Source organism: Isoptericola haloaureus, assembly GCF_036689775.1.
GTDB lineage: Bacteria > Actinomycetota > Actinomycetes > Actinomycetales > Cellulomonadaceae > Isoptericola > Isoptericola haloaureus.
The window spans coordinates 1,036,219-1,058,709 of sequence record NZ_JBAGLP010000118.1; the positions used below are offsets into that span (position 1 = coordinate 1,036,219).

Annotated in this window: 14 protein-coding genes; 4 read left to right on the plus strand and 10 right to left on the minus strand. The window is 71.8% G+C overall.

Annotation, left to right across the window (positions count from 1 at the left end):
• Positions 1 to 42: 42 nt before the first annotated feature.
• From V5O49_RS14920 to V5O49_RS14930, 3 genes are read left to right on the plus strand one after another with little or no spacing between them, the layout of a single operon-like run.
• Positions 43 to 2,481 (plus strand): beta-glucosidase family protein, encoded by a 2,439-nt coding sequence (locus tag V5O49_RS14920; protein ID WP_332902897.1) that lies wholly within the window; start codon positions 43 to 45, stop codon positions 2,479 to 2,481.
• Positions 2,478 to 3,626 carry a serine hydrolase domain-containing protein gene (locus V5O49_RS14925; RefSeq protein ID WP_332902898.1) on the plus strand — a complete coding sequence of 383 codons (1,149 nt, stop codon included), beginning with the start codon at positions 2,478 to 2,480 and terminating at the stop codon, positions 3,624 to 3,626. Before V5O49_RS14920 ends, V5O49_RS14925 begins: the two co-directional genes overlap by 4 nt.
• 41 nt (positions 3,627 to 3,667) lie before the next feature.
• Positions 3,668 to 5,914, plus strand: coding sequence for a family 78 glycoside hydrolase catalytic domain (locus tag V5O49_RS14930; protein WP_332902899.1), 2,247 nt, complete (start codon positions 3,668 to 3,670; stop codon positions 5,912 to 5,914).
• A 64-nt stretch (positions 5,915 to 5,978) separates the two neighbouring features.
• Here V5O49_RS14930 and V5O49_RS14935 read toward each other — a convergent pair whose 3' ends face one another.
• From V5O49_RS14935 to V5O49_RS14975, 9 genes are all read right to left on the minus strand, one after another.
• On the minus strand, positions 5,979 to 6,980 hold the full coding sequence (locus V5O49_RS14935; RefSeq protein ID WP_278236089.1) for an aldo/keto reductase family protein: 1,002 nt from the start codon (positions 6,978 to 6,980) through the stop codon (positions 5,979 to 5,981).
• A gap of 10 nt (positions 6,981 to 6,990) precedes the next feature.
• The gene (locus tag V5O49_RS14940; protein ID WP_332902900.1) at positions 6,991 to 7,821 is read right to left on the minus strand and encodes a carbohydrate ABC transporter permease; all 831 of its coding nucleotides are present in this window, start codon (positions 7,819 to 7,821) and stop codon (positions 6,991 to 6,993) included.
• Positions 7,818 to 8,750 (minus strand): carbohydrate ABC transporter permease, encoded by a 933-nt coding sequence (locus tag V5O49_RS14945; protein WP_405001188.1) that lies wholly within the window; start codon positions 8,748 to 8,750, stop codon positions 7,818 to 7,820. Before V5O49_RS14945 ends, V5O49_RS14940 begins: the two co-directional genes overlap by 4 nt.
• A 73-nt stretch (positions 8,751 to 8,823) precedes the next feature.
• On the minus strand, positions 8,824 to 10,158 hold the full coding sequence (locus tag V5O49_RS14950; RefSeq protein ID WP_332902901.1) for an ABC transporter substrate-binding protein: 1,335 nt from the start codon (positions 10,156 to 10,158) through the stop codon (positions 8,824 to 8,826).
• Positions 10,159 to 10,408: 250 nt separating this feature from the next.
• Positions 10,409 to 13,867, minus strand: coding sequence for a family 78 glycoside hydrolase catalytic domain (locus tag V5O49_RS14955; RefSeq protein WP_332902902.1), 3,459 nt, complete (start codon positions 13,865 to 13,867; stop codon positions 10,409 to 10,411).
• 322 nt (positions 13,868 to 14,189) lie between these two features.
• On the minus strand, positions 14,190 to 15,245 hold the full coding sequence (gene rhaS, locus V5O49_RS14960; RefSeq protein WP_278236085.1) for a rhamnose ABC transporter substrate-binding protein: 1,056 nt from the start codon (positions 15,243 to 15,245) through the stop codon (positions 14,190 to 14,192).
• Positions 15,246 to 15,295: 50 nt separating this feature from the next.
• On the minus strand, positions 15,296 to 16,351 hold the full coding sequence (locus tag V5O49_RS14965; protein ID WP_332902903.1) for an ABC transporter permease: 1,056 nt from the start codon (positions 16,349 to 16,351) through the stop codon (positions 15,296 to 15,298).
• Positions 16,348 to 17,376 carry an ABC transporter permease gene (locus tag V5O49_RS14970; protein ID WP_332902904.1) on the minus strand — a complete coding sequence of 343 codons (1,029 nt, stop codon included), beginning with the start codon at positions 17,374 to 17,376 and terminating at the stop codon, positions 16,348 to 16,350. Before V5O49_RS14970 ends, V5O49_RS14965 begins: the two co-directional genes overlap by 4 nt.
• Positions 17,373 to 18,893 (minus strand): sugar ABC transporter ATP-binding protein, encoded by a 1,521-nt coding sequence (locus V5O49_RS14975; RefSeq protein WP_332902905.1) that lies wholly within the window; start codon positions 18,891 to 18,893, stop codon positions 17,373 to 17,375. The genes V5O49_RS14970 and V5O49_RS14975 overlap by 4 nt, the downstream gene beginning before the upstream one ends.
• A 161-nt stretch (positions 18,894 to 19,054) precedes the next feature.
• On the opposite strand from V5O49_RS14975, the gene V5O49_RS14980 reads away from it, so the two are divergent.
• Positions 19,055 to 20,062, plus strand: a complete 1,008-nt coding sequence (locus V5O49_RS14980) for a LacI family DNA-binding transcriptional regulator (protein ID WP_332902906.1) — start codon at positions 19,055 to 19,057, stop codon at positions 20,060 to 20,062.
• Between the two features lie 56 nt (positions 20,063 to 20,118).
• Here the strand turns inward: V5O49_RS14980 and V5O49_RS14985 are convergent, their stop codons facing one another.
• Positions 20,119 to 22,440 carry a glycoside hydrolase family 3 C-terminal domain-containing protein gene (locus tag V5O49_RS14985; RefSeq protein WP_332902907.1) on the minus strand — a complete coding sequence of 774 codons (2,322 nt, stop codon included), beginning with the start codon at positions 22,438 to 22,440 and terminating at the stop codon, positions 20,119 to 20,121.
• Positions 22,441 to 22,491 lie beyond the last annotated feature (51 nt).

Consider the following 22,491-nt stretch of genomic DNA (forward strand, 5'->3'; position numbering starts at 1 on the left):
TGTCGATGAGCGGTTTTCCGGACCTTCGACGAAGCGGGGACGATGATGGACGACGAGACCAGGACACACCTGCGCAAGCTGCGCGAGTCGTTGTCGTTGGACGAGAAGGTGCGGCTGCTGACGGGGCAGGACTCCTGGTCCACGGCCCCGCTGCCCTCCGTCGGACTGCGCTCCATGGTGCTCTCCGACGGCCCCGCGGGCGTCCGCGGGCAGCTGTGGGACGAGCGCTCGCCGTCGGTCAACTTCCCGTCGCCCACCGCGGTCGCGGCCTCGTGGGACCGGGACATGGTCGAGCGCGTCGGCCGCGGGCTCGGCGGGGAGGCGGTGCGCAAGGGCGCCGACGTCGTGCTCGCACCGACGATCAACATCCAGCGCACCCCGTACGGCGGCCGCCACTTCGAGGCCTTCAGCGAGGACCCGCTGCTGACCAGCGAGCTGGCGACCTGCTACGTGCGCGGCATCCAGGCGTTCGGCGTCGGCGCGACGGTCAAGCACTACGTGGCCAACGACTCCGAGACGGAGCGGTTCACCGTCGACGTCCGCGTCGCGGACCGCACGCTGCGCGAGGTCTACCTCGCGGCGTTCGAGGGTCCCGTCGTGGACGGTGGCTGCCGGCTCGTCATGAGCGCCTACAACTCGATCAACGGCCGCACCGCGTCGGAGAACGACCTCCTGACGACCCCGCTGAACGACGAGTGGGGGTTCGACGGCGTCGTGGTCAGCGACTGGACGGCGGTGCGGACGCTCGAGAGCGCACGGCACCCCCAGGACCTCGTCATGCCGGGCCCCGACGGGCCGTGGGGTGCGGAGCTGGTCCGCGCCGTCGACGACGGGCGCATCCCGGTCGAGGCCGTGGACCGGAAGGTCGACCGGCTGCTGGCCCTCGCCGCCCGGGTGGGCGCGCTCGAGAGCCTGCCCGCCCCGACGCGGCCGGCGGCCGACGACGCCCACGCGACGGCGCACGCCGCCTCGGTCGCCGGGACCGTCCTGCTGCGCAACGACGGGCTCCTGCCCCTGGCGTCGCCCCGCTCGATCGCGCTCGTCGGCGAGGGCGCGCGCGTCGCCCGCACCCAGGGCGGCGGGAGCGCGACGGTGATCCCGCCGTCGGTCAGCACACCGGTCGACGGCCTCGCGCGGCGCTGGCCGGACGCCGACGTCACCTGGTCGCTGGGCGCCGTCGTGCAGCGCGGCGTCGCGGACCTGCCGGACGAGGACGTCACGACCCCCGACGGGGACCCGGGCATGACGGTGCGGTACCTCGACGCCGACGGCACGGTGACGCTGGAGGAGGACCGCCGGGCGTCCCGCGTGGTCGGCTTCGCGTGGGACTCGCCGGTGGTCCAGGCCGACCGGGTGGAGATGAGCTTCCGCTGGCGCACGGACGACGCCGTGACGCGGCTCGGGATCGTGGGCGTCGCCGGCTACACCGTGACGGCGGACGGCGTCGAGGTCGCCACCGGCGAGCAGCACCTCCGGCCCGGCGACGACCCGGCGGCGACGGTCCTGCACCCCCCGAGCGAGTCGGTCGAGATCCCCACCCCGGCGTCGCACACGCTGGTGACCGTCACGTTCCGACCCTTCGCCGAAGGCATCCCCGACGCCCTCACGCTGGGTGTCGGCGTGCCGCCCACCACACGTGACGCGGACGCCCTGATCGCCGAGGCGGCGGACGCCGCAGCCGCCGCCGAGGTCGCCGTCGTCGTCGTCTCGACCTCCGGCGAGGTCGAGTCCGAGGGGTTCGACCGCACCTCGCTGTCCCTCCCCGGACGGCAGGACGACCTCGTGCGGGCCGTGGCCGCCGCGAACCCGCGGACCGTCGTCGTGGTGAACTCCGGAGCGCCCGTGCTGCTGCCCTGGCGCGACGACGTCGCCGCGGTCCTGGTCAGCTGGTTCCCGGGCCAGGCGTTCGGCGACGCCCTGGCGGAGGTCCTCGGCGGCGACGCCGAGCCGGGCGGCCGCCTGCCGGTGACGTGGCCGGACGTCGAGGACGAGGTGCCGGTGTCGGACACCCGCCCCGTGGACGGCGTCCTCGAGTACGCCGAGGGCGTGCACGTGGGCAGCCGCGCCTGGCTGCGGGCCGGCGTCGCGCCGGCGTACCCGTTCGGTCACGGGCTGGGCTACACCTCCTGGAGGATCGACCACGTCGACGCACCCGCCACGCTGACGGCCGGCGACGACGCCGTGCTGCGCGTCGGGCTCACCAACCAGGGCGACCGCGCCGGCAAGACCGTGGCGCAGGTGTACCTCGAGCGCGCGACGCCGTCCGAGGTGGACCGGCCCGTGCGCTGGCTGGGCGGCTTCGCGACGGCGACGGCGGGTCCGGGCGAGACCGTCGTGGTCGACGTCCCGGTCGCCGCCCGGGCCTTCCAGCACTGGGACGACGGATGGCGCACCGAGCCCGGTACCTACGTGGTGCGCGCCGGGTTCTCGGTCGAGGACCTGCCGGCCGAGGTCGACCTGTCCGTCGAGACGGCGCGATGAGCCACGACGTGCTCCAGGGCGGGTGCGACCCGGCCTTCCGGTCCGTCGCCGACCGCTTCGCCGCCCTGGTCGAGGCGGACCCGACCCTCAGCGCCCAGCTGAGCGTGCGGGTCCGCGGCGAGCCCGTCCTCGACCTCGCCGGCGGTCCGCACCTGACCGTCGACGCGGTCACGGGGGTCTACTCGGCCACCAAGGGGGTCGCCGCGCTCGTCGTCGCCCACCTCCTCGACCGCGGCCTGCTCGACCCCGACCGGGTCGTCGCGGACTACTGGCCCGAGTTCGGCGCGGCGGACAAGGACCAGGTCACCGTCCGGCAGCTGCTCTCGCACCAGGCGGGACTCCCGCTCGTGGAGCGACCGCTGGGCGTGGCGGACGTCGTCGACTCCCGGGCCGCCGCCGCGGTCCTCGCCGCACAGCGGCCGCTGTGGCGTCCCGGGTCGGCGTTCGGCTATCACGCGCTGACCATCGGCATCCTCGTCGAGGAGCTCGTGCGGCGGGTCACGGGACGCACCCTGCAGACGGTGTACGAGACGTCGGTCCGCGGTCCGCTCGACGCGGACCTCCACCTCGGCCTGCCCGAGGACCGGGACGGCCGCTACGTCCCGGTCCGGGACCCGGAGCTCACCGCGGAGCAGGCGGCCGAGGTCGCCGCCCGACCGCCGGCCGACGCGATCGCCGAGGCGGTGTTCTCGAACTTCTCCGTGCCCGACGACCGCTCGGCGGAGGGCGCCAGCACGAACAACCCCGCGGTGCGCCGGGCCGGCTTCGCGGCGATCGGCGGCGTCGGCTCGGCGAGGGGCCTCGCGCAGGTCTACGCCGCCGCGCTGCCGGGCGGCGGGGTGCACGTCGCCGCCCCCGAGGTCTTCGCCGAGATGGCGCAGCAGCACGCGTGGGGCACCGACCGCGTGCTCGGCGTCCCCAACTGCTTCGGCATGATGTTCATGCTGCCGCAGCCGCGGCAGCCGTTCGCCGGCCTCGGCGCGTTCGGCCACGACGGCGCCGGCGGGGCGCTCGCGTTCGCCGACCCCCGCACTGGACTCGCCTTCGGCTACGTCCCCTCCCCCATGCAGCATCCCGGCGGCGCCGACCACCGCGCGGTGGAGCTCGCGCGGCTCGCGGTCGCCGTGGCGCGAGCCGCCGGCTGACCGTTCCTGCCCACGACCGCCCCACCACCAGGGAGAGAACAATGACGACCGATCCCCTCGACGGCGCGCGCTTCCTCGGCTCGGACGCCGACCGGGAGGCGGCGGCCCGCTTCTGGGTCGAGCGCGAGCTCGACCGGCCCCGCGCCGAGATCACCGGCGCGGTGCTGCGCGCCACCGCCCACGGCGTCTACGAGGCCCGCATCGACGGCACGCCCGTGTCGGACTCGGTGCTGGACCCGGGCTGGACCTCGTACGAGTGGCGGCTGGCGTACCAGGAGCACGACGTGCGCGAGCTGGTCGCCGGAGGCGACGGACCGCTGCGCCTCGACCTCGTGCTGGGCAACGGCTGGTACCGGGGCGACCTGGGCTTCGCCGACGCGCGGGCGAACTACGGCGAGGAGATCGCCGTCGCGGCCGTCCTGGACCTCACGTACCGGGACGGCTCCACGCAGCGTGTCGCCACCGGGGACGACTGGTCGGCCGAGACGACGGAGGTCCCGCGCAACTCCCTCTACGACGGCCAGACGATCGACGCGCGCCTGCGCGGACGCCCGTCGCCGCTGACGGTGCACGAGGTGGACGTCGACCGCTCGACCCTCGTCGCCCCGGTGGGCCCGCCCGTGCGGCGCCAGGAGACGCTCCGTCCGGTCGAGATCTGGCCGGCACCGGGCGGAGGCACGCTCGTGGACTTCGGCCAGAACCTCGTCGGCTGGCTCCGGTGCACGGTGCAGGGTCCCGCCGGCACCGAGATCGAGATCCGCCACGCCGAGGTGCTCGAGCACGGCGAGCTCGGCACCCGACCGCTGCGGGGCGCCGCCGCCCGCGACCTGTTCGTCCTCTCGGGCGGCGTGGACACGTTCGAGCCGACGCTCACCTTCCACGGGTTCCGCTACGCCCTGGTGACCGGATGGCCCGGCGAGCTGACCACCGACAGCCTCGAGGCGGTCGTCGTGCACTCCGAGATGGCCCGCACCGGGACCTTCGCCTGCTCCGACCCCGACGTGAACCAGCTCGTCCACAACTCGGTGTGGGGCCAGAAGGGCAACTTCCTCTCCGTGCCGACCGACTGCCCGCAGCGCGACGAGCGGCTGGGCTGGACCGGCGACATCGCCGCCTACGCGGCGTCCGCGGCCTTCCAGTTCGACTCGGCCGACTTCCTGCACGACTGGCTCGCCGACCTGCGCGTCGAGACCGAGCACTCGGCCGATCGCGGCGTGCCGCTCGTCGTGCCCGACGTGCTCAAGTACGAGCGCTGGCCCGAGGACTTCAGCCTGCCCCCGTGGGCCGCCACCGCGATCTGGGGCGACGCGGCCGTCTGGGTCCCCCAGGCGCTGTGGACGGCGTACGGCGACGCCGGACGCCTGGCCGAGCACTACCCGGCCATGAAGATGCACCTCGAGTCCGTCGAGCCCTACATCTCGCCCACGGGCCTGTGGGACCTGGGCAACCAGCTCGGCGACTGGCTGGACCCCGACGCCCCGCCGGAGGACCCGGGCGCCGGCAAGGCCGACCCGTCGGTCGTGGCCACGGCGTGCCTCGTCCGGACGGCGCGGTTCGCCGCCGAGGCGGCCGCCGTCGCCGGCGAGACGGCCGACGCCGAGCGGTGGGCGCGGCTGGCGGTCCGCACGCGCGCGGCGTTCAACGAGCACTACGTCGAGAACGGCGTCGTGCGGTCGGACTGCACCACCGTGTACGCCCTCGCGATCGCGTTCGACGTCCTCGACGACGCCGACCGGGCCGTCGCGGGCGACCGCCTCGCCGAGCTGGTGCGGGCGGCCGGCTACACGGTGACGACGGGGTTCGCGGGCACGCCCTTCATCACGTGGGCCCTGTCGGAGACCGGGCACGTCGACGACGCGTACGCCCTCCTGCTGGAGAAGTCGTGCCCGTCGTGGCTGTACCCGGTCACGATGGGCGCGACCACGGTGTGGGAACGCTGGGACTCGATGCTGCCCGACGGGTCGATCAACCCGGGCGAGATGACGAGCTTCAACCACTACGCGCTCGGTGCCGTGGCCGACTGGATCTACCAGGTCGTCGGCGGCCTCCGTCCCGCCGCCCCCGGCTACGACCGCGTCCGGGTCGAGCCCGTGCCCGGCCCGGGGATCGACTGGGCCGAGACCGCGTACGAGACCCGGCACGGTCGGGTCTCGGTCGCGTGGCGGCGCGACGACGACGGCTTCACCCTCGAGGTCGCGCTGCCCGACGGGCTCCCCGCCGAGATCGTCCTGCCGGACGGCCGCGTCGAGGAGGTCGTGGGCGGCACCCATCACCTGACCGCGGCCTGAGCACGCACGACCGCGCCCGTCGTCCCCGGCCGGGGACGACGGGCGCGGTCGTGCTCCGGGGCCCTCAGCGCACGGGGGACTCCGCGGCGGTCTTCGCCGGGTCGCGCTCGACGACGTCGCCGAGCGCCTCGTCGATCCGCGCCATGAGCTCGGCGGGGATGACGACGCCGGACGCCGCGACGTTCTCGGCGACCTGCTCGGGACGCGAGGCCCCGATGAGCGCTGCGGAGACGTTGTCGTTCTGGAGCACCCAGGCCACGGCGAGCTGCGCCATGGTGAGCGAGAGCTCGTCGGCGACGGGCCGCAGCTTCTCGACACGCTCCAGGACCTCGTCCCGCAGGAAGCGGGTGATCATCTGGGCACCGCCGTTGCCGTCGGTGGCGCGGCTGCCCGACGGCGGCCGGTGACCGGGCCGGTACTTGCCGGTGAGGATGCCCTGGGCCACGGGCGACCAGACGATCTGCGAGATGCCGAGCTCGCGCGAGGCGGGGACGACCTCCGCCTCGATGATGCGCCAGAGGGCCGAGTACTGCGGCTGGTTCGAGACGAACGGGATCCGCAGCTCGCGGGCGAGCGCGGCCCCGGCGCGCAGCTGGTCGGCGGTCCACTCGCTCACGCCGATGTAGAGCGCCTTGCCCGACCGGACGATGTCGGCGAAGGCCACCATCGTCTCCTCCAGGGGCGTCGCGTTGTCCCAGCGGTGCGCCTGGTAGAGGTCGACGTAGTCGGTGCCGAGGCGCCGCAACGACCCGTCGATGGACTCCATCAGGTGCTTGCGGGACAGCCCCCCGTCGTTCGGACCCTGGGGACCGACGGGGTAGTAGGCCTTGGTGAAGATCTCGAGCGACTCCCGGCGCTGCCCTCGCAGGGCGTCGCCGAGAACCCGCTCGGCCTCGGTGTCGGCGTACATGTCGGCGGTGTCGAAGGTGGTGATGCCGGCGTCGAGCGCCGCGTGCACGCACGCGGCCGCCGCGTCGTCCTCGACCTGGGACGCGTGCGTCAGCCAGTTGCCGAGCGTGATCTCCGAGATCTTCAGTCCGGAGCTGCCGAGATATCGATGTTTCATGCGGACGAGGTCACCCCTTGACGGCGCCGGAGGTCATCCCGGCCACGATCTGACGGTTGAAGAAGATGTACATCACCAACGGCGGGATGGTGATGAGCAGGATGTCGGTGAACAGCAGGTTCCAGGTCGTCTGGAACTGGCTCTGGAAGTTGAACAGCGTCAGCTGGACGGTCGCGTTCTCCTCGCCCGGGGCGAAGTACAACGGGTTCGCGAAGTCGTTGAACACCGTCACCGACTGCACGACGATGGCCGTGACGATCACGCTCTTCATCAGCGGGAAGCCGATCTTGAAGAACAGCCGGATCGGGCCGGCGCCGTCGATCGTCGCCGCCTCGTCGAGCTCCCGCGGGACGTTCGAGACAAACGCCCGGAAGAGCAGGACGCAGAACGACATGCCGAAGGCGACCTCGATGAGGACGAGTCCGCCGATCGTGTTGAAGATGCCGAGGGTCTGCATGAGCCGGGCGGTGGGGACGATGGCCGGCGGCACGATCAGCCCCGCCAGCACGAAGAACGTGATCACCCCGTTCCAGCGCGACGGCCGCCGGGCGAGCACCCAGCCGATCATCGCCGCCAGCACCACCATGATCGACACCGACAGCACCGTCAGGATCGTGCTGTTGATGAACGCCGTGATGAGCATGTAGTCGCGTGCCTGGAAGACGGCGACGACGTTCTCCCAGAAGACGATGTCGACCGGCCAGGAGAACTGCAGGCCCGCCGAGTCCGGACCCGTCTTGAGCGACTGCAGGACGATGAACGCGAACGGGACGAGGAAGATGGCCGCCGACAACAGCACGGCGACGGCGCCGTAGACGTGGCGCGAGACGGTGCGGCTCACAGTTCTGTCTGCTTTCGGTTGAGCCACCAGAACAGCGGCAGGATGACAGCGCTCACGACCACGAAGAGCACGACGTTGCCCGCGGTGGACAGGCCGAAGAAGCCGTAGGCGTACTGCTTGTAGATGACCGACGCGAGCACGTCGCTGGCGAACCCGGGTCCGCCACCGGTCATGACCCAGATCAGCTGGAACTCCCGGAGCCCGCCGATGAGGGAGAGGATGATGACGGTGGTCGTCGCCGGGCGGACGAGCGGCACGGTGACGTTCCAGAACCGGTGCCACCCGGTGGCGCCGTCCACCCGCGCCGCCTCGTAGTACTCCTGGGGGATCGCGACGAGTCCTGCCATGTAGATGAGCGCTGCCAGCCCGACCCCGCGCCACACGTCGACCAGGATGATCGAGTAGAGGGCGAGGTCCGGGTTCGTCAGCCATCCCGGACCGTCGATGCCGAAGATCGCCAGGAACTCGTTGATGACGCCGTCGTACGGGTCCATCAGCGCCTGGAAGGTGATCCCCACGCCGACGACGCTCACCAGCACGGGGAAGAAGACCACGGCCCGGAGGTACCCGCGCGCCCAGATGTTGGAGGTGAGCAGGACGCCGAGGAGCAGCCCGAGCACGATCTTCAGGCCCGAGGTCAGGGCGCCGAAGATCAGGGTGTTCGTGAAACCCTTGCTGAGCTGCGGGTCGCTGAAGAACGTGACGAAGTTGTCGAAGCCGATGAACTCGACGTCGAACAGCGTCCAGCGGGTGAACGCGTAGTAGAACGACGCGAACGTCGGCACGATGAACAGCACGACGAAGACCGCGGCTCCGGGCAGCAGGAACCAGTGCGGGTACATGCGGTTCGCATACTTGCGCGAGGACGAGCGCCGTCCGGGCGTCCGTGCCGCGGTGTCCGACGCGTCAGGAGGGGCGAGTGTCGCCATGATGTGAGCCCTTGGGGTGAGGCGGGGCGGGGCCGCCGGCGCGCCGGCGGCCCCGCGGTGGACAGGCGTCGGCTTACCAGCCCGGCAGGCCGAGCTGCTGCGCCTGCTTGGCGGCGTCCGCGTCGTACAGCTCGGCGCCGCTCTGGCCGTCACGGACTCCCGAGCCCACCTCGACGGAGATCTGCATGAGGTTCGGACCCTTGACGGGCGAGAGGAACTCCAGCGCGGGCGCGACGTTGCCGGACTCGAAGTACGGACCGAAGTCCGCCACGATCCGCGGGGCCTCGTCCGGCACGGTGCACCCGTCGACCAGGTACTGACCGGTCGCGCCGAGCGCCTCGGTGACCGCGTCGCAACCCGCCGGGCTGGCGACGAAGGCCATGAACTCCTTGACGGCGTCCGGGTGCTCGGTGTCGGCCGGCGCGTAGAGCGCGGGCGGCATCCAGATCGTCGTGCCGGGCTCCGTGTCGGCCTCGCCCGGGACGCCGAAGAACCCGACGTCCTCGGCCTGGTCGGGCCAGTTGGTGGCGATCGTCGCCTGCGCGAACCCGAGCATCGGGTAGTGCCCGGCCTCGCCGGTCGCCACGGCCTCGAGCCCGTCGTTCAGCAGGGCCGACGCGTAGTCCTCGTTCATGTAGTCGCGCTCGTAGACGTCCTGGAGCTTCGTGAAGCCCTTGACCGCGACCGGGTCGTCGGCGAAGTTCACCTCGTTGGCGGTGTACTTCGACGCCCAGTCGTTGTCGTTCGCCCACACGTTGTAGAAGTCGGCGAGGACGATGATCTGGGCGGTCCAGGCGTCGCCGTGCGTCTGCTGGACGGCCGTGTAGCCGGCGTCCCGGATGGCGTCGGAGTTCTCCAGGAACTCGTCCCAGGTGGTCGGCACCTCCAGCCCCAGCTCCTCGTAGATCGGGATGCTGTAGAACATCCCGCCGCCGCCCGCCGTCTGGACCGGGACGCCGAAGATCCCCTCGTCCGTCGACACGGCCGAGACCCACGAGTCGTCCAGGTCGCCGACGAAGCCCTCGTCGGAGATGTCGAGCATCGTCTGGTCCGGGTTCAGCGCCTGCAGCAGGGACCCGCTGTTGTACCAGAACATGTCGGGCATCTCGCCGGTCGCCAGGCGCGTCTTCATGAGGTTGTCCAGCTCGGCGGAGTCGCTGGGCCCCGACGCGTCGACCTCGACGACGATGTCCGACTGCGATGCGTTGAACGTGTCAGCGAGCGCCTCGGCGGTCGCGATGTTGGTCTCGACGCCCGATCCCTGGAACCACTCCAGCGTCACCGGGCCCTCGGCCGACGCCTCGGCGTCGCTCGAGTCCCCGTCTCCGGCGCAGCCGGCCAGCACGAGACCCGTGGCCGCCAGCCCGGCCAGTGCGACCGGACCTGCTCGATGTGTGTGCGCAGACATGCCTACCTCCTCGTAGGAATCCATCTGGTGCGTCCGCCTCTGCGAAAACTATTCACCGATGGGCTTTCGTTGATCGTACGGCGCTTCGACGAAGCGCGTCAATCACAGTCGCATCACGGTCTGCGCGGAATCGTCGGCGGCGAGGGGCCGACGAGCACGGGGCGGGTGCGCCCGCGTTCCCGCGTGCGCACCCGCCCCGTGGCGTGGCCGATCAGGTCACCTCGGCGGCGACGCCGCCGAGGTCACCCCGTCACCGGTCGACCGGGATGCCTCCCTCCTGGCGCAGCAGGGCCTGCAGGTCCGCGGCCATCTCCGCGAGCTCCGCCACCGCCTCGTCGGAGGCGCGCTTGGAGTTCGCGTTCTCGATCTGGTTGCGGAACGCGCGCAGCGCGCTGTCCGCGGTCTGGGCCTTGCCCTCGGCCGAGGCCTCGCGGGCCCGGTCGATGAACTTGCTCAGGTTGTCGGCGAGCTGCTCCGACAGGGCCCCGTCACCGGCGAAGGACTCCACCGCCGCGGCGATGTCGTCGTAGCCCTCCTCCGCGGCGACGAAGGTGAACTCGCCGGCGCCCACGGAGTACACCGCGAACTCGCCCTCGACGCGCTCGAAGGTCGCACGGTTCGGGGTGAGCACCGCCTGGTCGCCACCGGTCGGCACCCAGACCTCGGCCGTCGTGTTCGCCGGCACCTCGATCGTGAGGGTGAAGTGCTCGTCGGTCTTGTCCCACCGGCTGCTCGCCACCCCGCGCGGGGTGTCGAAGCTGCCCTCGACCCAGGTCAGGTCGCCGGCGGGCTGCGGCTTGAAGACGAGCTCGTCGTACCCGACCGAGCCGTCCGCCCGGTCGATGCCGACCAGACCCGTCTGGAACCACTCCACGATCTGGGCGAGGATCATGTGGTTCTTCGAGCTGCCACGCGTCCACCGCTCGCCGATCGTGGTGAACCCGTCCGGGTTCGCCGTCGTCGACTCCATGAAGTAGCCGTAGCCGGGCTCGGTGTCCGTCTGCAGCGCGTCGAACAGGACCTCGCCGTGACCGTTGTCGGTCAGCTGCCGCACGACGGCGGCCAGCCCGATCGTCCCCGCGCTGAAGTGCGGGCCGTCGTCGGGACCGAACTCCTGGACGTCCTCCACGAGCCGCTCGAGCACCGACTCGCGGTACTCGTCGGGCACGATGCCCGCGTCGAGCGGCAGCGCCTGAGCGGCCTGGGTGGCCCCGTCGGCGCCGGTGCCGTCCTCGGTGTAGTACCCGAGGTCGGTGTTGAGGAACGCGTCGTTGAACGCGGCCTTGATGTCCTCCGCCGTCTGGGCGAACTCGGCGGCGTCCTCGTCGTGGCCGGTCAGCTCCGCCATCATGGCCATCTTGGTCATCATGACGTAGTAGCCCCAGGTGCCGGTGATGCGCCCGGAGGTCTGCTCGGCCGAGACCCAGTCGGCGAGAGCGCCGTCGACGATGTGGCCCTCCGCCTTCTCGCGCTGGATGTACTCGACGAAGTAGACCATCCGGTCGTAGGTCTCGGTCATGACCCGGGTGTCGCCGTAGTACTCGTACAGGAACGCCGGCACCAGGATGATGCCGTTGCCCCAGTTGATCTCGTCGCCGAAGCGCCGCGTGTAGCCCCAGTCGTGGACCGGCGTCTTCAGCGCGACGTTGCCGAACATGTACGAGTCCGCGATCGACTGCCCCTCCACCAGGTGGCGCTGCGTCGTGCGCAGGTAGGCGTCGAACTCGAACATCCGCGAGAAGCCGTCCATCGGCATGGTGTAGTCCGCCGGGTAGGACTGCTTCTCACGACCCGGGCAGTCCGTGAACGTCGAGAAGATCTGCGACGCCATGGAGTAGCGGGCCATCTTGTTGATGCGGTTGATCCGGTCGTTCGACGAGTCGAACGTCCCGACCTCCGGCGTCGCCGCCTGCAGGCGCAGGCCCGTGACGATGTCGGCCGTCGGGGTGTAGTCCGCGGGCAGACCCTCGATCTGGACCCACTGCATGCCGAAGTAGTTGAACATCGGCGTGCGCGACTCGCCGCCCTCGAGACCGGCGGTGGTGTACGAGTTGAACAGGTCGTTCCCGCGGAACCCGGGCCCGAGCGAGCCCTGGTCGACCGTGCCGTCCTCGGCGAGGCTCTCCGCCGGCTTGACCTTGACGACGGTGCCCTCGGGCAGCTCCGGCAGGTCCAGCTGGGCGAACCCGGCGAAGTTCTGGCCGAAGTCGAAGACCCACACGCCCTCGGCGGGGTTCGTGATGTTCTGCGGGGTGAACCGCTCGGCCTCGTAGATGCCCTCCGCCTGGCGCGCGACCAGCTCGGTGGCGAGGTTCGGCGGCGGGGCGATCCCGGCCGCGGCCCAGTTCATGGCCGACCCGTCGCGACGCTCGGCCCCGTCCGTGAGGTCGGCGCCCGGCGTGTTCCAGCCGACCTGCTCGCGGCGGGCGTCGTAGTCCTCGCCGGAGTACCAGGCGTCGGTGACGAGCGCACCGGAGGCGGCCCGCCAGTCACGGTCCGACACGACGACGTCGCTCGACCCGTCGGCGTAGGACACCTCGAGACGCGCGATCATCCGCGGGGTCACCGCGGCGCCGGCGCTGGGGTCGGTCTCGGCGATGTTGTTGCCCGACGCCGTCACGTGCGCGCCGACGGCGTGCGCCGCGTCCAGGCCCGGCTCGAAGGAGATGCCGGTCCCGTCCTCGCCCGCGGTGCCGATGTCGGTGATGACGCGCGACTCGAGGCGGTCACCGCCGTCGCCGGTGTCGATGTTGATCGTGCCGCCGACGTGGTAGTCCTCGGTGCTGGTCAGGAGCACGGTCGTGGCCCCGGCCTCCACCGGTGCGACGAGCTCGCCGCTGCCCTTGATCTGGCTCTGCCACCAGGCGTACGGGGAGGTGCGTCCGACCTCCTCGTTGTGGATCGAGCGCCGCACGTACGCCGTGCCGTTGCCGAGCTCGACGCCGACGGCGTTCTCCCCCGGCTCGAGCACGGACGAGACGTCGTAGGTGCGGTACTCGGTCGAGAGCTGGTAGTTGGTGTTGCCGGGGGCCAGGTGCTCCTCGGTGACCTTCTCGCCGTTGACGGTGGCGTAGTGCAGCCCCGCGCCCGACACGTAGAGGTGGGCCGAGGCGACGTCCTTGTCCTCGTCGAGGTCGAACTGACGCGCGAAGATCGGCAGCGGGTCCGCCGGGTCGCGGTCCGCCTGCTCGATCCAGCGGGCGTCGCCCCAGTCGCTCTGCTGGAGCAGCCCGATCTTGAAGGTGGACGGCTCGCTCCAGTCCGAGGGGTGACCGAGCGCGTCCCAGACGCGCACCCGCCACGCCACGCTGTCGCGGGACTCCAGCGGGTCGTCCCCGCCGTAGGCGATGTTGGCCTGCCGGTCGGAGGAGATCTTGCCCGAGTCCCAGAGCAGGTCGCCGGCCTCCAGGTCGGCGACCGAGGACGCGGCCTCGATCTCGTAGGCCGTCTGCTCGTCGATCGCGCAGGTCCCCGCGGCCGACGCGTCGTAGCAGGGGTTCCCGGGGGTGTCCTCGCTCGTCATCGTCCAGCCGAGCAGCGGACGGTCGCTGTCGACGTCGAGCGGGGTGTCGTCGCGTCCGTCGACGCTCAGTCCGGAGACGGACACGGGGTGGTCGCCCGGACCGGCGGACGCCGGCACCGTGGCGAGGGGCAGGGTGAGCGCCGCGGCGGCGGCGGTGACGATGGTGGTTCGTGCGATGCGGTTCATGGCAGGGCCACCCCCGTGGGGGCGACGAGGGCACCGTGGCAGGCACGGTCCGTCGCGGTCGCGGTCCTGGACATCATGGTGAACACACTCCGATTCCTCGAGATCATGACTCGTCGTTGAGCGGCGATGATCAGCCGGGGCGACGGGCCGCAGCCCGTCGGGGGTGGACGCTTCCGACGTCGTCGTCGAGCGTCCTAAGATCGAAGTACCCCTCCTTCCGTGGAGCGGGGGCCGGGACGGCCGTGCTGACGGCCGTGCTGACGAAGCCGGTGCCCGGTTCACTTCCCGGTGATCTCCCGGGCACCGGCTTCCATTCGACTTCTCAGAAGTCGAAGTCTCCGATGTTGTCGGCGTCGAACACGAACGGGTCGCCGAGCAGCACGGTGCCCTCCTCGTCGACCTCGTAGGACCCGAGCTCGCCCGCCTCGAACGTGTCGCCGGCCTCGCCCGAGATCTCACCCGTCGCCAGGGCGTTGGCGGCGTAGGCCGACAGGTAGCCGAGGTCCGCGGGGTTCCAGAGCGCGAAGGCCTCGACGGTGCCGTCCTCGACGTACTCGCGCATCTGGTTCGGCGTACCCAGGCCGGTCAGCGCGACCTCGCCCTGGTACTCCGACGTGGACAGGTAGCGCGCGGCGGCCGCGATGCCGACCGTGGTCGGCGAGACGATGCCCTCGAGCTCCGGGTACGTCTGCAGCAGCGCGGCCGTCTTGTCGAACGAGGTCTGGTCGTCGTCGTCGCCGTAAGCGACCTCGACCAGCTCGACGTCCGGGTGGTTGGCGTCGAGCTCGGCCTCCATGAGCTCGATCCACGCGTTCTGGTTCGTCGCGTTCGCCGAGGCCGACAGGATCGCGATCTGGCCCGAGTCGTCGATCTGCTCGGTGATGAGGTCCACCTGGGCCTGGGCGATGCCCTCGGCCGTGGCCTGGTTGACGAACAGGTCGCGGCACTCCGGGTTGGTGTCGGAGTCGAAGGTGACGACGGCGACGCCGACGTCCCGCGCCTCGTTCAGGGCGTCGCAGATCGCCTCCGGGTCGTTGGCCGACACCACGAGCGCGTCGACTCCCTGCTGGGCGGCGGTCTCGATGAAGCTGACCTGCGAGGTCGGGCTCGCCTCGGAGGGACCGACCTCTTCGAAGGTGCCGCCCAGCTCCTCGACGGCGTCGGCGCCCCCGGCGTTCGACGTGTCGAAGTACGGGTTGCCCAGGCTCTTCGGCAGGAAGGTGATCGAGGCGGCCTCCTCGCTGCCGCCGCCGCCGGCGTCACCGCCGTCGGACCCGGCGTCGTCACCGCCGGAGCAGGCGGACAGGGCGAGCGCGGTGCCGGCGGCGAAGGCCGTCAGCGCGAGACCGCGGCGTGCACGGTGCTGGAAGGAGAACATCGTCGTTCCTTTCGTCAGGTACGGGGATTGCGGTCAGTGTCGGGTCGGGGTCAGGACGAGGTCCCGGGCGATCGGCCGCGCCGTCGGCCCAGGGCGGCGACCCGTCGCTGGTGGACCCAGCTCAGGGCACTGGCGGAGACGACCGACAGCACGAGCAGCAGGCCGGTCAGGACGTTGATGATGTCGCTGGTCACGCCGGCCAGGCGCAGTGCGCTGCCGAGCGTCCCGATGAGCAGGACACCGGCGATGACGCCGTGCAGGGCGCCGCGGCCGCCGAAGATGGACACCCCGCCGAGCAGGACGGCGGCGATGATCTGCAGCTCCATGCCGATGGCGTTGTCACCGCGGGCGTTGTTGTACAGCAGGGTGAAGTAGACGCCGGCGAACCCGGCCACCGTCCCGCTCATCACGAAGAGCCAGAACTTCGACCGGCCGACGTCGATGCCGGAGAAGGCCGCGGCCTCCTTGTTGAGCCCGATCGCGTAGAGCGACCGGCCGAACGGGGTGAAGTGCAGCAGCACCGCGAACCCGAGCGCCAGCACGGCGAACGCGATGATGACGACCGGGACGGGCGTCCCGGGGATGTTGGTGCGGGCCAGGTCGGTCCACGTCTCGGGGAAGTCGCTGATGGCGGTCGTCCCCAGGAGTCCGACGGCGATGCCGCGGAACAGCGCGAGCGTGCCGATGGTCACCGCGAGGGACGGCAGCCCGACGACGGTCACCAGCGCACCGTTGATCGCCCCCGCCGTCGCACCGACCAGGACGGCGACCACCATGGCCACGGGGAGCGGCCAGCCGGCCTGGACCCCGAGCCCGGTGACGACGCTGGCCAGCCCGAGCACGCTGGCCACCGAGAGGTCGATCTCGGCGGTGATGATGATCAGGGTCATCGGCAGCGCGATGAGCAGGATCGGCGCGGTCTCGCGCAGCAGGTAGGTCACCGTCAGCGGGCTGTCGAAGTTCGGGACCGTCGCCATCGCGACGGCGATCACCGCGAGCAGGAGACCGATGATGGACGCCTCCCGCGTGACGAGGACGCGGCGCCAGAGCGGCTGGGCGTGGGCGGCGTACGTGCGGGGCGCCGCTGCCTCCGTGGTGGCGGTCATCGGGTCTCCTCCCTCTGTGCGACGAGTCGTCGGTGCTGGCGCTGCGCGGCGATGCGGTCGAGCACGATGGCGCCGATGATGAGCACGCCCACGACGGCGCGCTGCCAGAAGTCGTCCACGCCGATGATCGGCAGGGCACGGTTGATGGTCAGGAGCAGGAACGCGCCGAGCGCCGCTCCCCAGACGGTGCCGACACCGCCGAAGATCGCCACGCCGCCGATGACGGCCGCGCCGATGGCCTCGAGCTCCCAGCCGAACCCGGCGTTCGAGCTGACGGTGCCGTACCGGGCGGCGTAGAGGACGCCCGCCAGTCCGGCCGCCGACCCGCTGACCACGAAGGCCGCCAGGATGCGACGGGTCACGCGGAGCCCGTAGAGCTGGGCGGCGGCCGGGTCGGACCCGATCGCGTAGAGCTCGCGGCCGCTGCGCAGGTTGCGCAGGTGCCAGGCGGCGTACACGAGGACCACCACGGCGAGCAGGGTCAGGACGGGCAGCCCGAGCACCGTGTCCGTGCCGAGCCCCCGGAAGGCCGCCGGCATGTCGGATGCGTTGATCCGGTCGGACCCGGTCCAGGCCACGTTGATGCCGCGGTAGATGTACATCGTGCCGAGGGTGATCACCAGCGCGGGCACCTTGGCGAAGGCGACGAGGGCACCGTTGATCAGGCCGAGCACGGCGCCGAGCGCGATGCCCGCGACGAAGACGACGACGATCGGGAGCCCGGGCACCTGCACGAACAGGGTGCCGGTCAGGTACGCCGTCAGGCCCACGACGGAACCGACCGACAGGTCGACGTTCCGCGTGATGATGACGATCGCCTGCCCGATCGCGACGACCATGAGCAGCGACGGCGTCAGCAAGAGGTCCCGGAAGCCGTCGTTCGAGAACAGGAAGCTCGGGTTGAGGACCGTCGCGAGCGTGACGACGGCGACGATGGCGATCGCGATCCCGGTCTCGCGGGCGCGGATCAGGCGGCCGAGGCCCGCCAGGACGGGATGCGTCGGAGTGGTGGCCGTGGTGGTCATCGGGCGGGCTCCTCGTCTGCGGTGGCGGCGAGCATGACGGCCTCGGGGGTCGCCTGCTCCCGCTTGAACTCGCCGGTCAGCCGGCCCTCGCGCATGACGAGGACCCGGTCGGCCATGCCGAGCACCTCGGGCAGCTCGGAGGAGATCATCAGGATGGCGATGCCCTGCTGGGCGAGCTGCGACAGCAGCCGGTGGACCTCGGCCTTGGTCCCGACGTCGATGCCGCGGGTGGGCTCGTCGACGATGAGGACCTTCGGGTCGGTGGCGAGCCACTTGCCGAGGACGACCTTCTGCTGGTTGCCGCCGCTGAGGGTGCCGGACTCGGTGTCGAGCGCCGCCGTCTTGACCTCGAGGCGGCTGGCCCAGACGCGGGCGGACTCGTTCTCGCGGCTCCCCCAGATGAGCCCGAACCGGGCGAGCCGGTCGCGGACCGCGAGCGTGATGTTGCGGGTCACCGGGAGGTCGAGCACCAGTCCCTGGCGCCGGCGGTCCTCGGGCACGAGGGCCAGGCCACGGGCCATCGCGGCCCGCGGACGCCCCTTGGGCAGGGGTGCGCCGCCGACGTGCACGGTGCCCTCGCGGTAGGGGTCGACGCCGAAGACGGCACGGGCGACCTCGCTGCGACCGGCGCCGACGAGGCCGGCCAGGCCGACGATCTCGCCGGCGTGCACGGTGAAGGAGACGTCGTGGAACACGCCGGGCTGGGTGAGCCCGTCGACGGCGAGCACCTCCTCGCCGATCTCCGCGGGGAGCTTGGGGAACATCTCGGTCACGTCGCGGCCGACCATCATGCGCACCATGTCGTCGACGGTCGTCTCCGCGATCGGCATCGTGTCCACGTGGGCGCCGTCGCGCATCACCGTGACGGTGTCGCACAGGTCGAAGACCTCGTCGAAGCGGTGCGAGATGAAGACCAGCGCACGGCCCTCGTCACGCAGGCTGCGGGCGACCGAGAACAGCCGGTCGACCTCGACGCCGCTCAGCGCCGCCGTCGGCTCGTCCATCACCAGGACGCTCGCGTCCAGGGAGATCGCCTTGGCGATCTCGATGATCTGCTGGTCCGCGATCGAGAGCCCGTCGGTGGGACGGTCGGGATCGATCGACACGCCCAGGCGGTCGAAGATCTCGGTCGCCTCGGCGCGCATGGCCGCCCGGTCGATCCGGCCGAGCCGGCCGGTGGGCTGGCGCCCCATGAAGATGTTCTCCACCACGGACAGGTCCGGGAAGAGGGTGGGCTCCTGGTAGATGACGGCGATGCCGTTGGCCTTCGACTGGGCGGTGCTGTGGAAGTCGACCTCCTCGCCGCGCAGCCGGAACTCACCGCCGTCGCGCCGGTAGAGCCCCGCGATGATCTTGACCAGGGTCGACTTCCCGGCCCCGTTCTCGCCGATGAGCGCATGGATCGATCCGTCGTGGAGCCGGAGGCTCCCGGATCGCAGCGCCACCACGGCACCGAACGACTTGACGACGCGCGACAGCTCCAACGCTGGCGTCGCCGACGTGGTGTCCGACTGCACCGATACCTCCTCGTCGAGGCGGACTATCCTGAGGTCACTGAACGAACGATGAAACGTTTCAAGGTCGTTCAGGTTTAATCTACGGACCCGACCGACGGTGGTCAAGGCCGACGCTCGATCGTGATCTGCTTGATGTCTGAGGAGGAGACAACGTGGGCCAAGTGAGTGTCCGGGACGTCGCGCGGCACGCCGGCGTGTCCGTCGGCACGGTGTCCAACGCGCTGAACCGACCGGACAGCGTCTCCCCGGACGCGCTGGCACGCGTCCGCGCCTCCATCGGCGAGCTCGGCTACGTGCGCAACGAGGCCGCGCGGAACCTCCGGTCCGGCGTCACGGCCAGCATCGGGCTGATCGTCGTCGACAGCCAGGTGCCGTTCTTCCAGGACGTCGGACGCGGTGCGGCCGACGAGGCGGCCGACCGCGGCATCGCCCTCCTCTACGGCAGCTCGGCCGAGGACCCCGCCCGCGAGCGCATGTACCTCGACCTGTTCGAGGAGCACCGCGTCCGCGGGCTGCTCATCGCTCCGGTCGGCGACGTGAGCCGACGCCTCCACCAGCTGCGGGAACGCGGGATCCGGACGGTCCTGGTCGACCGGTTCAGCGGGGAGGAACCGGTCTCGTCGGTCTCGGTGGACAACGTGGCCGGCGGGCGCATGGCCGTCGAGCACCTGCTGGCGACCGGCCGGCGTCGGATCGCCTTCGTCGGCGGGCCGCTGACCCTGCGTCAGGTGACCGACCGGCTCGCCGGGGCGCGGGTCGCGGCGGACGAGTCCGGCCTGCCCGTGTCGGTCGAGGTCGTCGCGACCGGGACCACGAGCGTCGCCGCCGGCGTGGGAGCCGGCGAGCGTCTCCTCGCGAGGGAGCCCGCCGACCGGCCCGACGCCGTCTTCGCGGCGAACGACCTGGTGGCGCTCGGGCTGCTGCAGGCCATCGTGGGCGACGGCCGTCTCCGGGTCCCCGAGGACGTCGCGATCATGGGGTTCGACGACATCTCGTTCGCCGCGGCCGCCGCCGTGCCGCTGTCCTCGATGCGCCAGCCCAGCACGACGATCGGCGCCACGGCGCTGCGGATCCTCCTCGAGGAGTCGGAGGACCCCGACACGATCCCGCGCCAGACCGTCTACCAGCCGGAGCTGGTCGTGCGACGCTCCACCGTCGCGAGCGCGTGACGCACCGGGCGCGCCGGCCGGACCCTGACGGTCCGGCCGGCGCTCCCGGTTCCGGGTCAGGCCCGGCCGTGCTGCGCGAGCAGCTCCGAGAACTTCTCGGGGGTGAGTCCCTCGGCGAAGCCCATCGTGGTGACCTTGACCGCGGGGATCGCGGACAGCATGGCCGCCATCGCGGGGTCGGACTCGGTGTCGAACATCTGCGCGGCGTCGCCCATGGCCGCCGACAGGGCCGCCCACGCCTCCGGGTGGCGCCGCCACTCGTCGATGGTGGAGTCGGCGCGCAGCGGCACCTCCGCCGTCGGCGCGACGAGGTCGACCGTGGCCGTCAGCGGCAGGTCGCGGGACGAGGCGCCGACGGCCACCTCGACCGCGCCGGGCTCGACGACCCAGCCGTGGGTGGCGGTGTCCCAGTGGGACAGGTCGCGGCGGGTCAGCGCCAGCTCGACCCGCTGCGTCTCGCCCGGCTGCAGCGCGACGGTCCGGAAGCCCCGCAGCTCGCGCGGGGCGCGTGCGACGGCGGAGCCGGGACGGCCCACGTACAGCTGCGGCACGGCGACACCCTCGCGGGACCCGGTGTTGGTGACGCTGAACGCGACGCGCGCGACGACGTCGTCCGGAGCCGTCGCCGGGGTCACCGCGTCGGCGTCGACCGTCAGGTCGCCGTACCCGAACGAGGTGTAGGTCAGGCCGTGGCCGAACGGGTAGGAGACGTCGGCCCCGGTGGCGTCGAGCCCGCGGTAGCCGATGAACAGCCCCTCGCCGTACCGGACGGCACCGTTCTCGCCCGGGAAGTTGAGCTGGGCGGGCACGTCGGTGAGCGCGACGGGGATGGACTCGGCCAGGCGGCCGGACGGCGAGGCCTCGCCGAGCAGCAGCGCGACGGTCGCCGACCCGGAGGCCTGGCCGCCGAGCCACGTCTCCAGGATCGCGTCGGCGGCGTCCTCCCAGCCGGAGACCGTCACGGCCGAGCCGTTGGAGAGCACGACGACCGTGCGCGCGGCGACGGTGGCGACCTCGCGGACCAGGGCGAGGTGCGCGGCGGGGAGGTCCATGTGCTCGCGGTCGTAGCCCTCGGACTCGTCGACCCCCGGCAGCCCGGCGAAGACGACGGCGGTGCGCCCGTCCGCGGCCGCGACGGCCTCGGCCCGGAGCTCGGCGTCGGTGCGGTCCTGCCCCGGCTTCCCGGCGGCCTCGGCCAGCACGTAGCCGGGGTGGAACGGCACGTCGAAGCCGCGCTCGGCGAACGCGTCGAGGGCGCTGACCAGGCGGGTGGGGTTGACCTGCGAGGACCCGGCGCCCTGGTAGCGCGGGGTGCGCGCCATCTCGCCGACGACGACGAGGTCGGCGGCCGCGGACGGGTCGAGCGGCAGCACGTCGCCGTCGTTCTTGAGCAGCACGGCCGTGCGGGTGGCGACCTCGTGCGCGAGGGCGTGATGGGTGGCGGCGTCGAACGTGCCCGGGTCGGCCGCAGCCTCCAGCGCACGGGCGACCATCGTCAGGACCCGGGCGGCGGCCTGGTCCACGACGGCCTCGTCGAGCTCGCCGGCGCGCACGGCGGCGACGATGCGGGCGTCGTTGATCCCGGCGGAGGACGGCATCTCGAGGTCGAGACCGGCGGCGACGCCCTCGACGCGGTCGTCGACCGCGCCCCAGTCGGAGACGACGAGGCCCTCGAAGCCCCACTCGTCACGCAGGACCTCGGTGAGCAGCCAGGGGTCCTGGGAGGCGTAGACGCCGTTGATCTTGTTGTAGGCGCACATCACCGTCCAGGGCTGGGAGCGGGTGACGACGGTCTCGAACGCGGGCAGGTAGATCTCGCGCAGGGTGCGCTCGTCGACCTCGGCGGAGACGCGCATGCGGTCGGTCTCCTGGTTGTTCGCCGCGAAGTGCTTGAGCGAGGTGCCGACGCCCTGGGACTGGATGCCGTCCACGAGGTCGGCGGCGAGCTCGCCGGCGAGGTGCGGGTCCTCGCTGAAGTACTCGAAGTTGCGGCCGCACAGGGGGCTGCGCTTCATGTTGACGCCGGGCCCGAGCAGCACGCCGACGTCGTTCGCGCGGGTCTCGACGCCGAGCGCCTCGCCCACGCGGCGGACCACGGAGCGGTCCCAGGTGGAGGCGAGCCCGACGGCGGGCGGGAAGCAGGTGGCGGGGACCGAGTCGTTCAGCCCGACGTGGTCGGCGACGCCGGCCTGCTTGCGCAGCCCGTGCGGTCCGTCCGTGACCATCACGGCCGGAATCCCGAGGCGCTCGACCGCCTGGGTGTTCCAGAAGTCCTGCCCGGAGCAGAGGGAGGCCTTCTCCTCCAGGGTCAGCTCGGCGACGAGCCGGGGGACGTCGGCGACGGCGAGACGCGTCGTCGCGGTGGTGTCGACAGCCATGGGTATCCCTTCGCAGTGTGTCCGTCGACGACGGTAGCACGAATATCTACC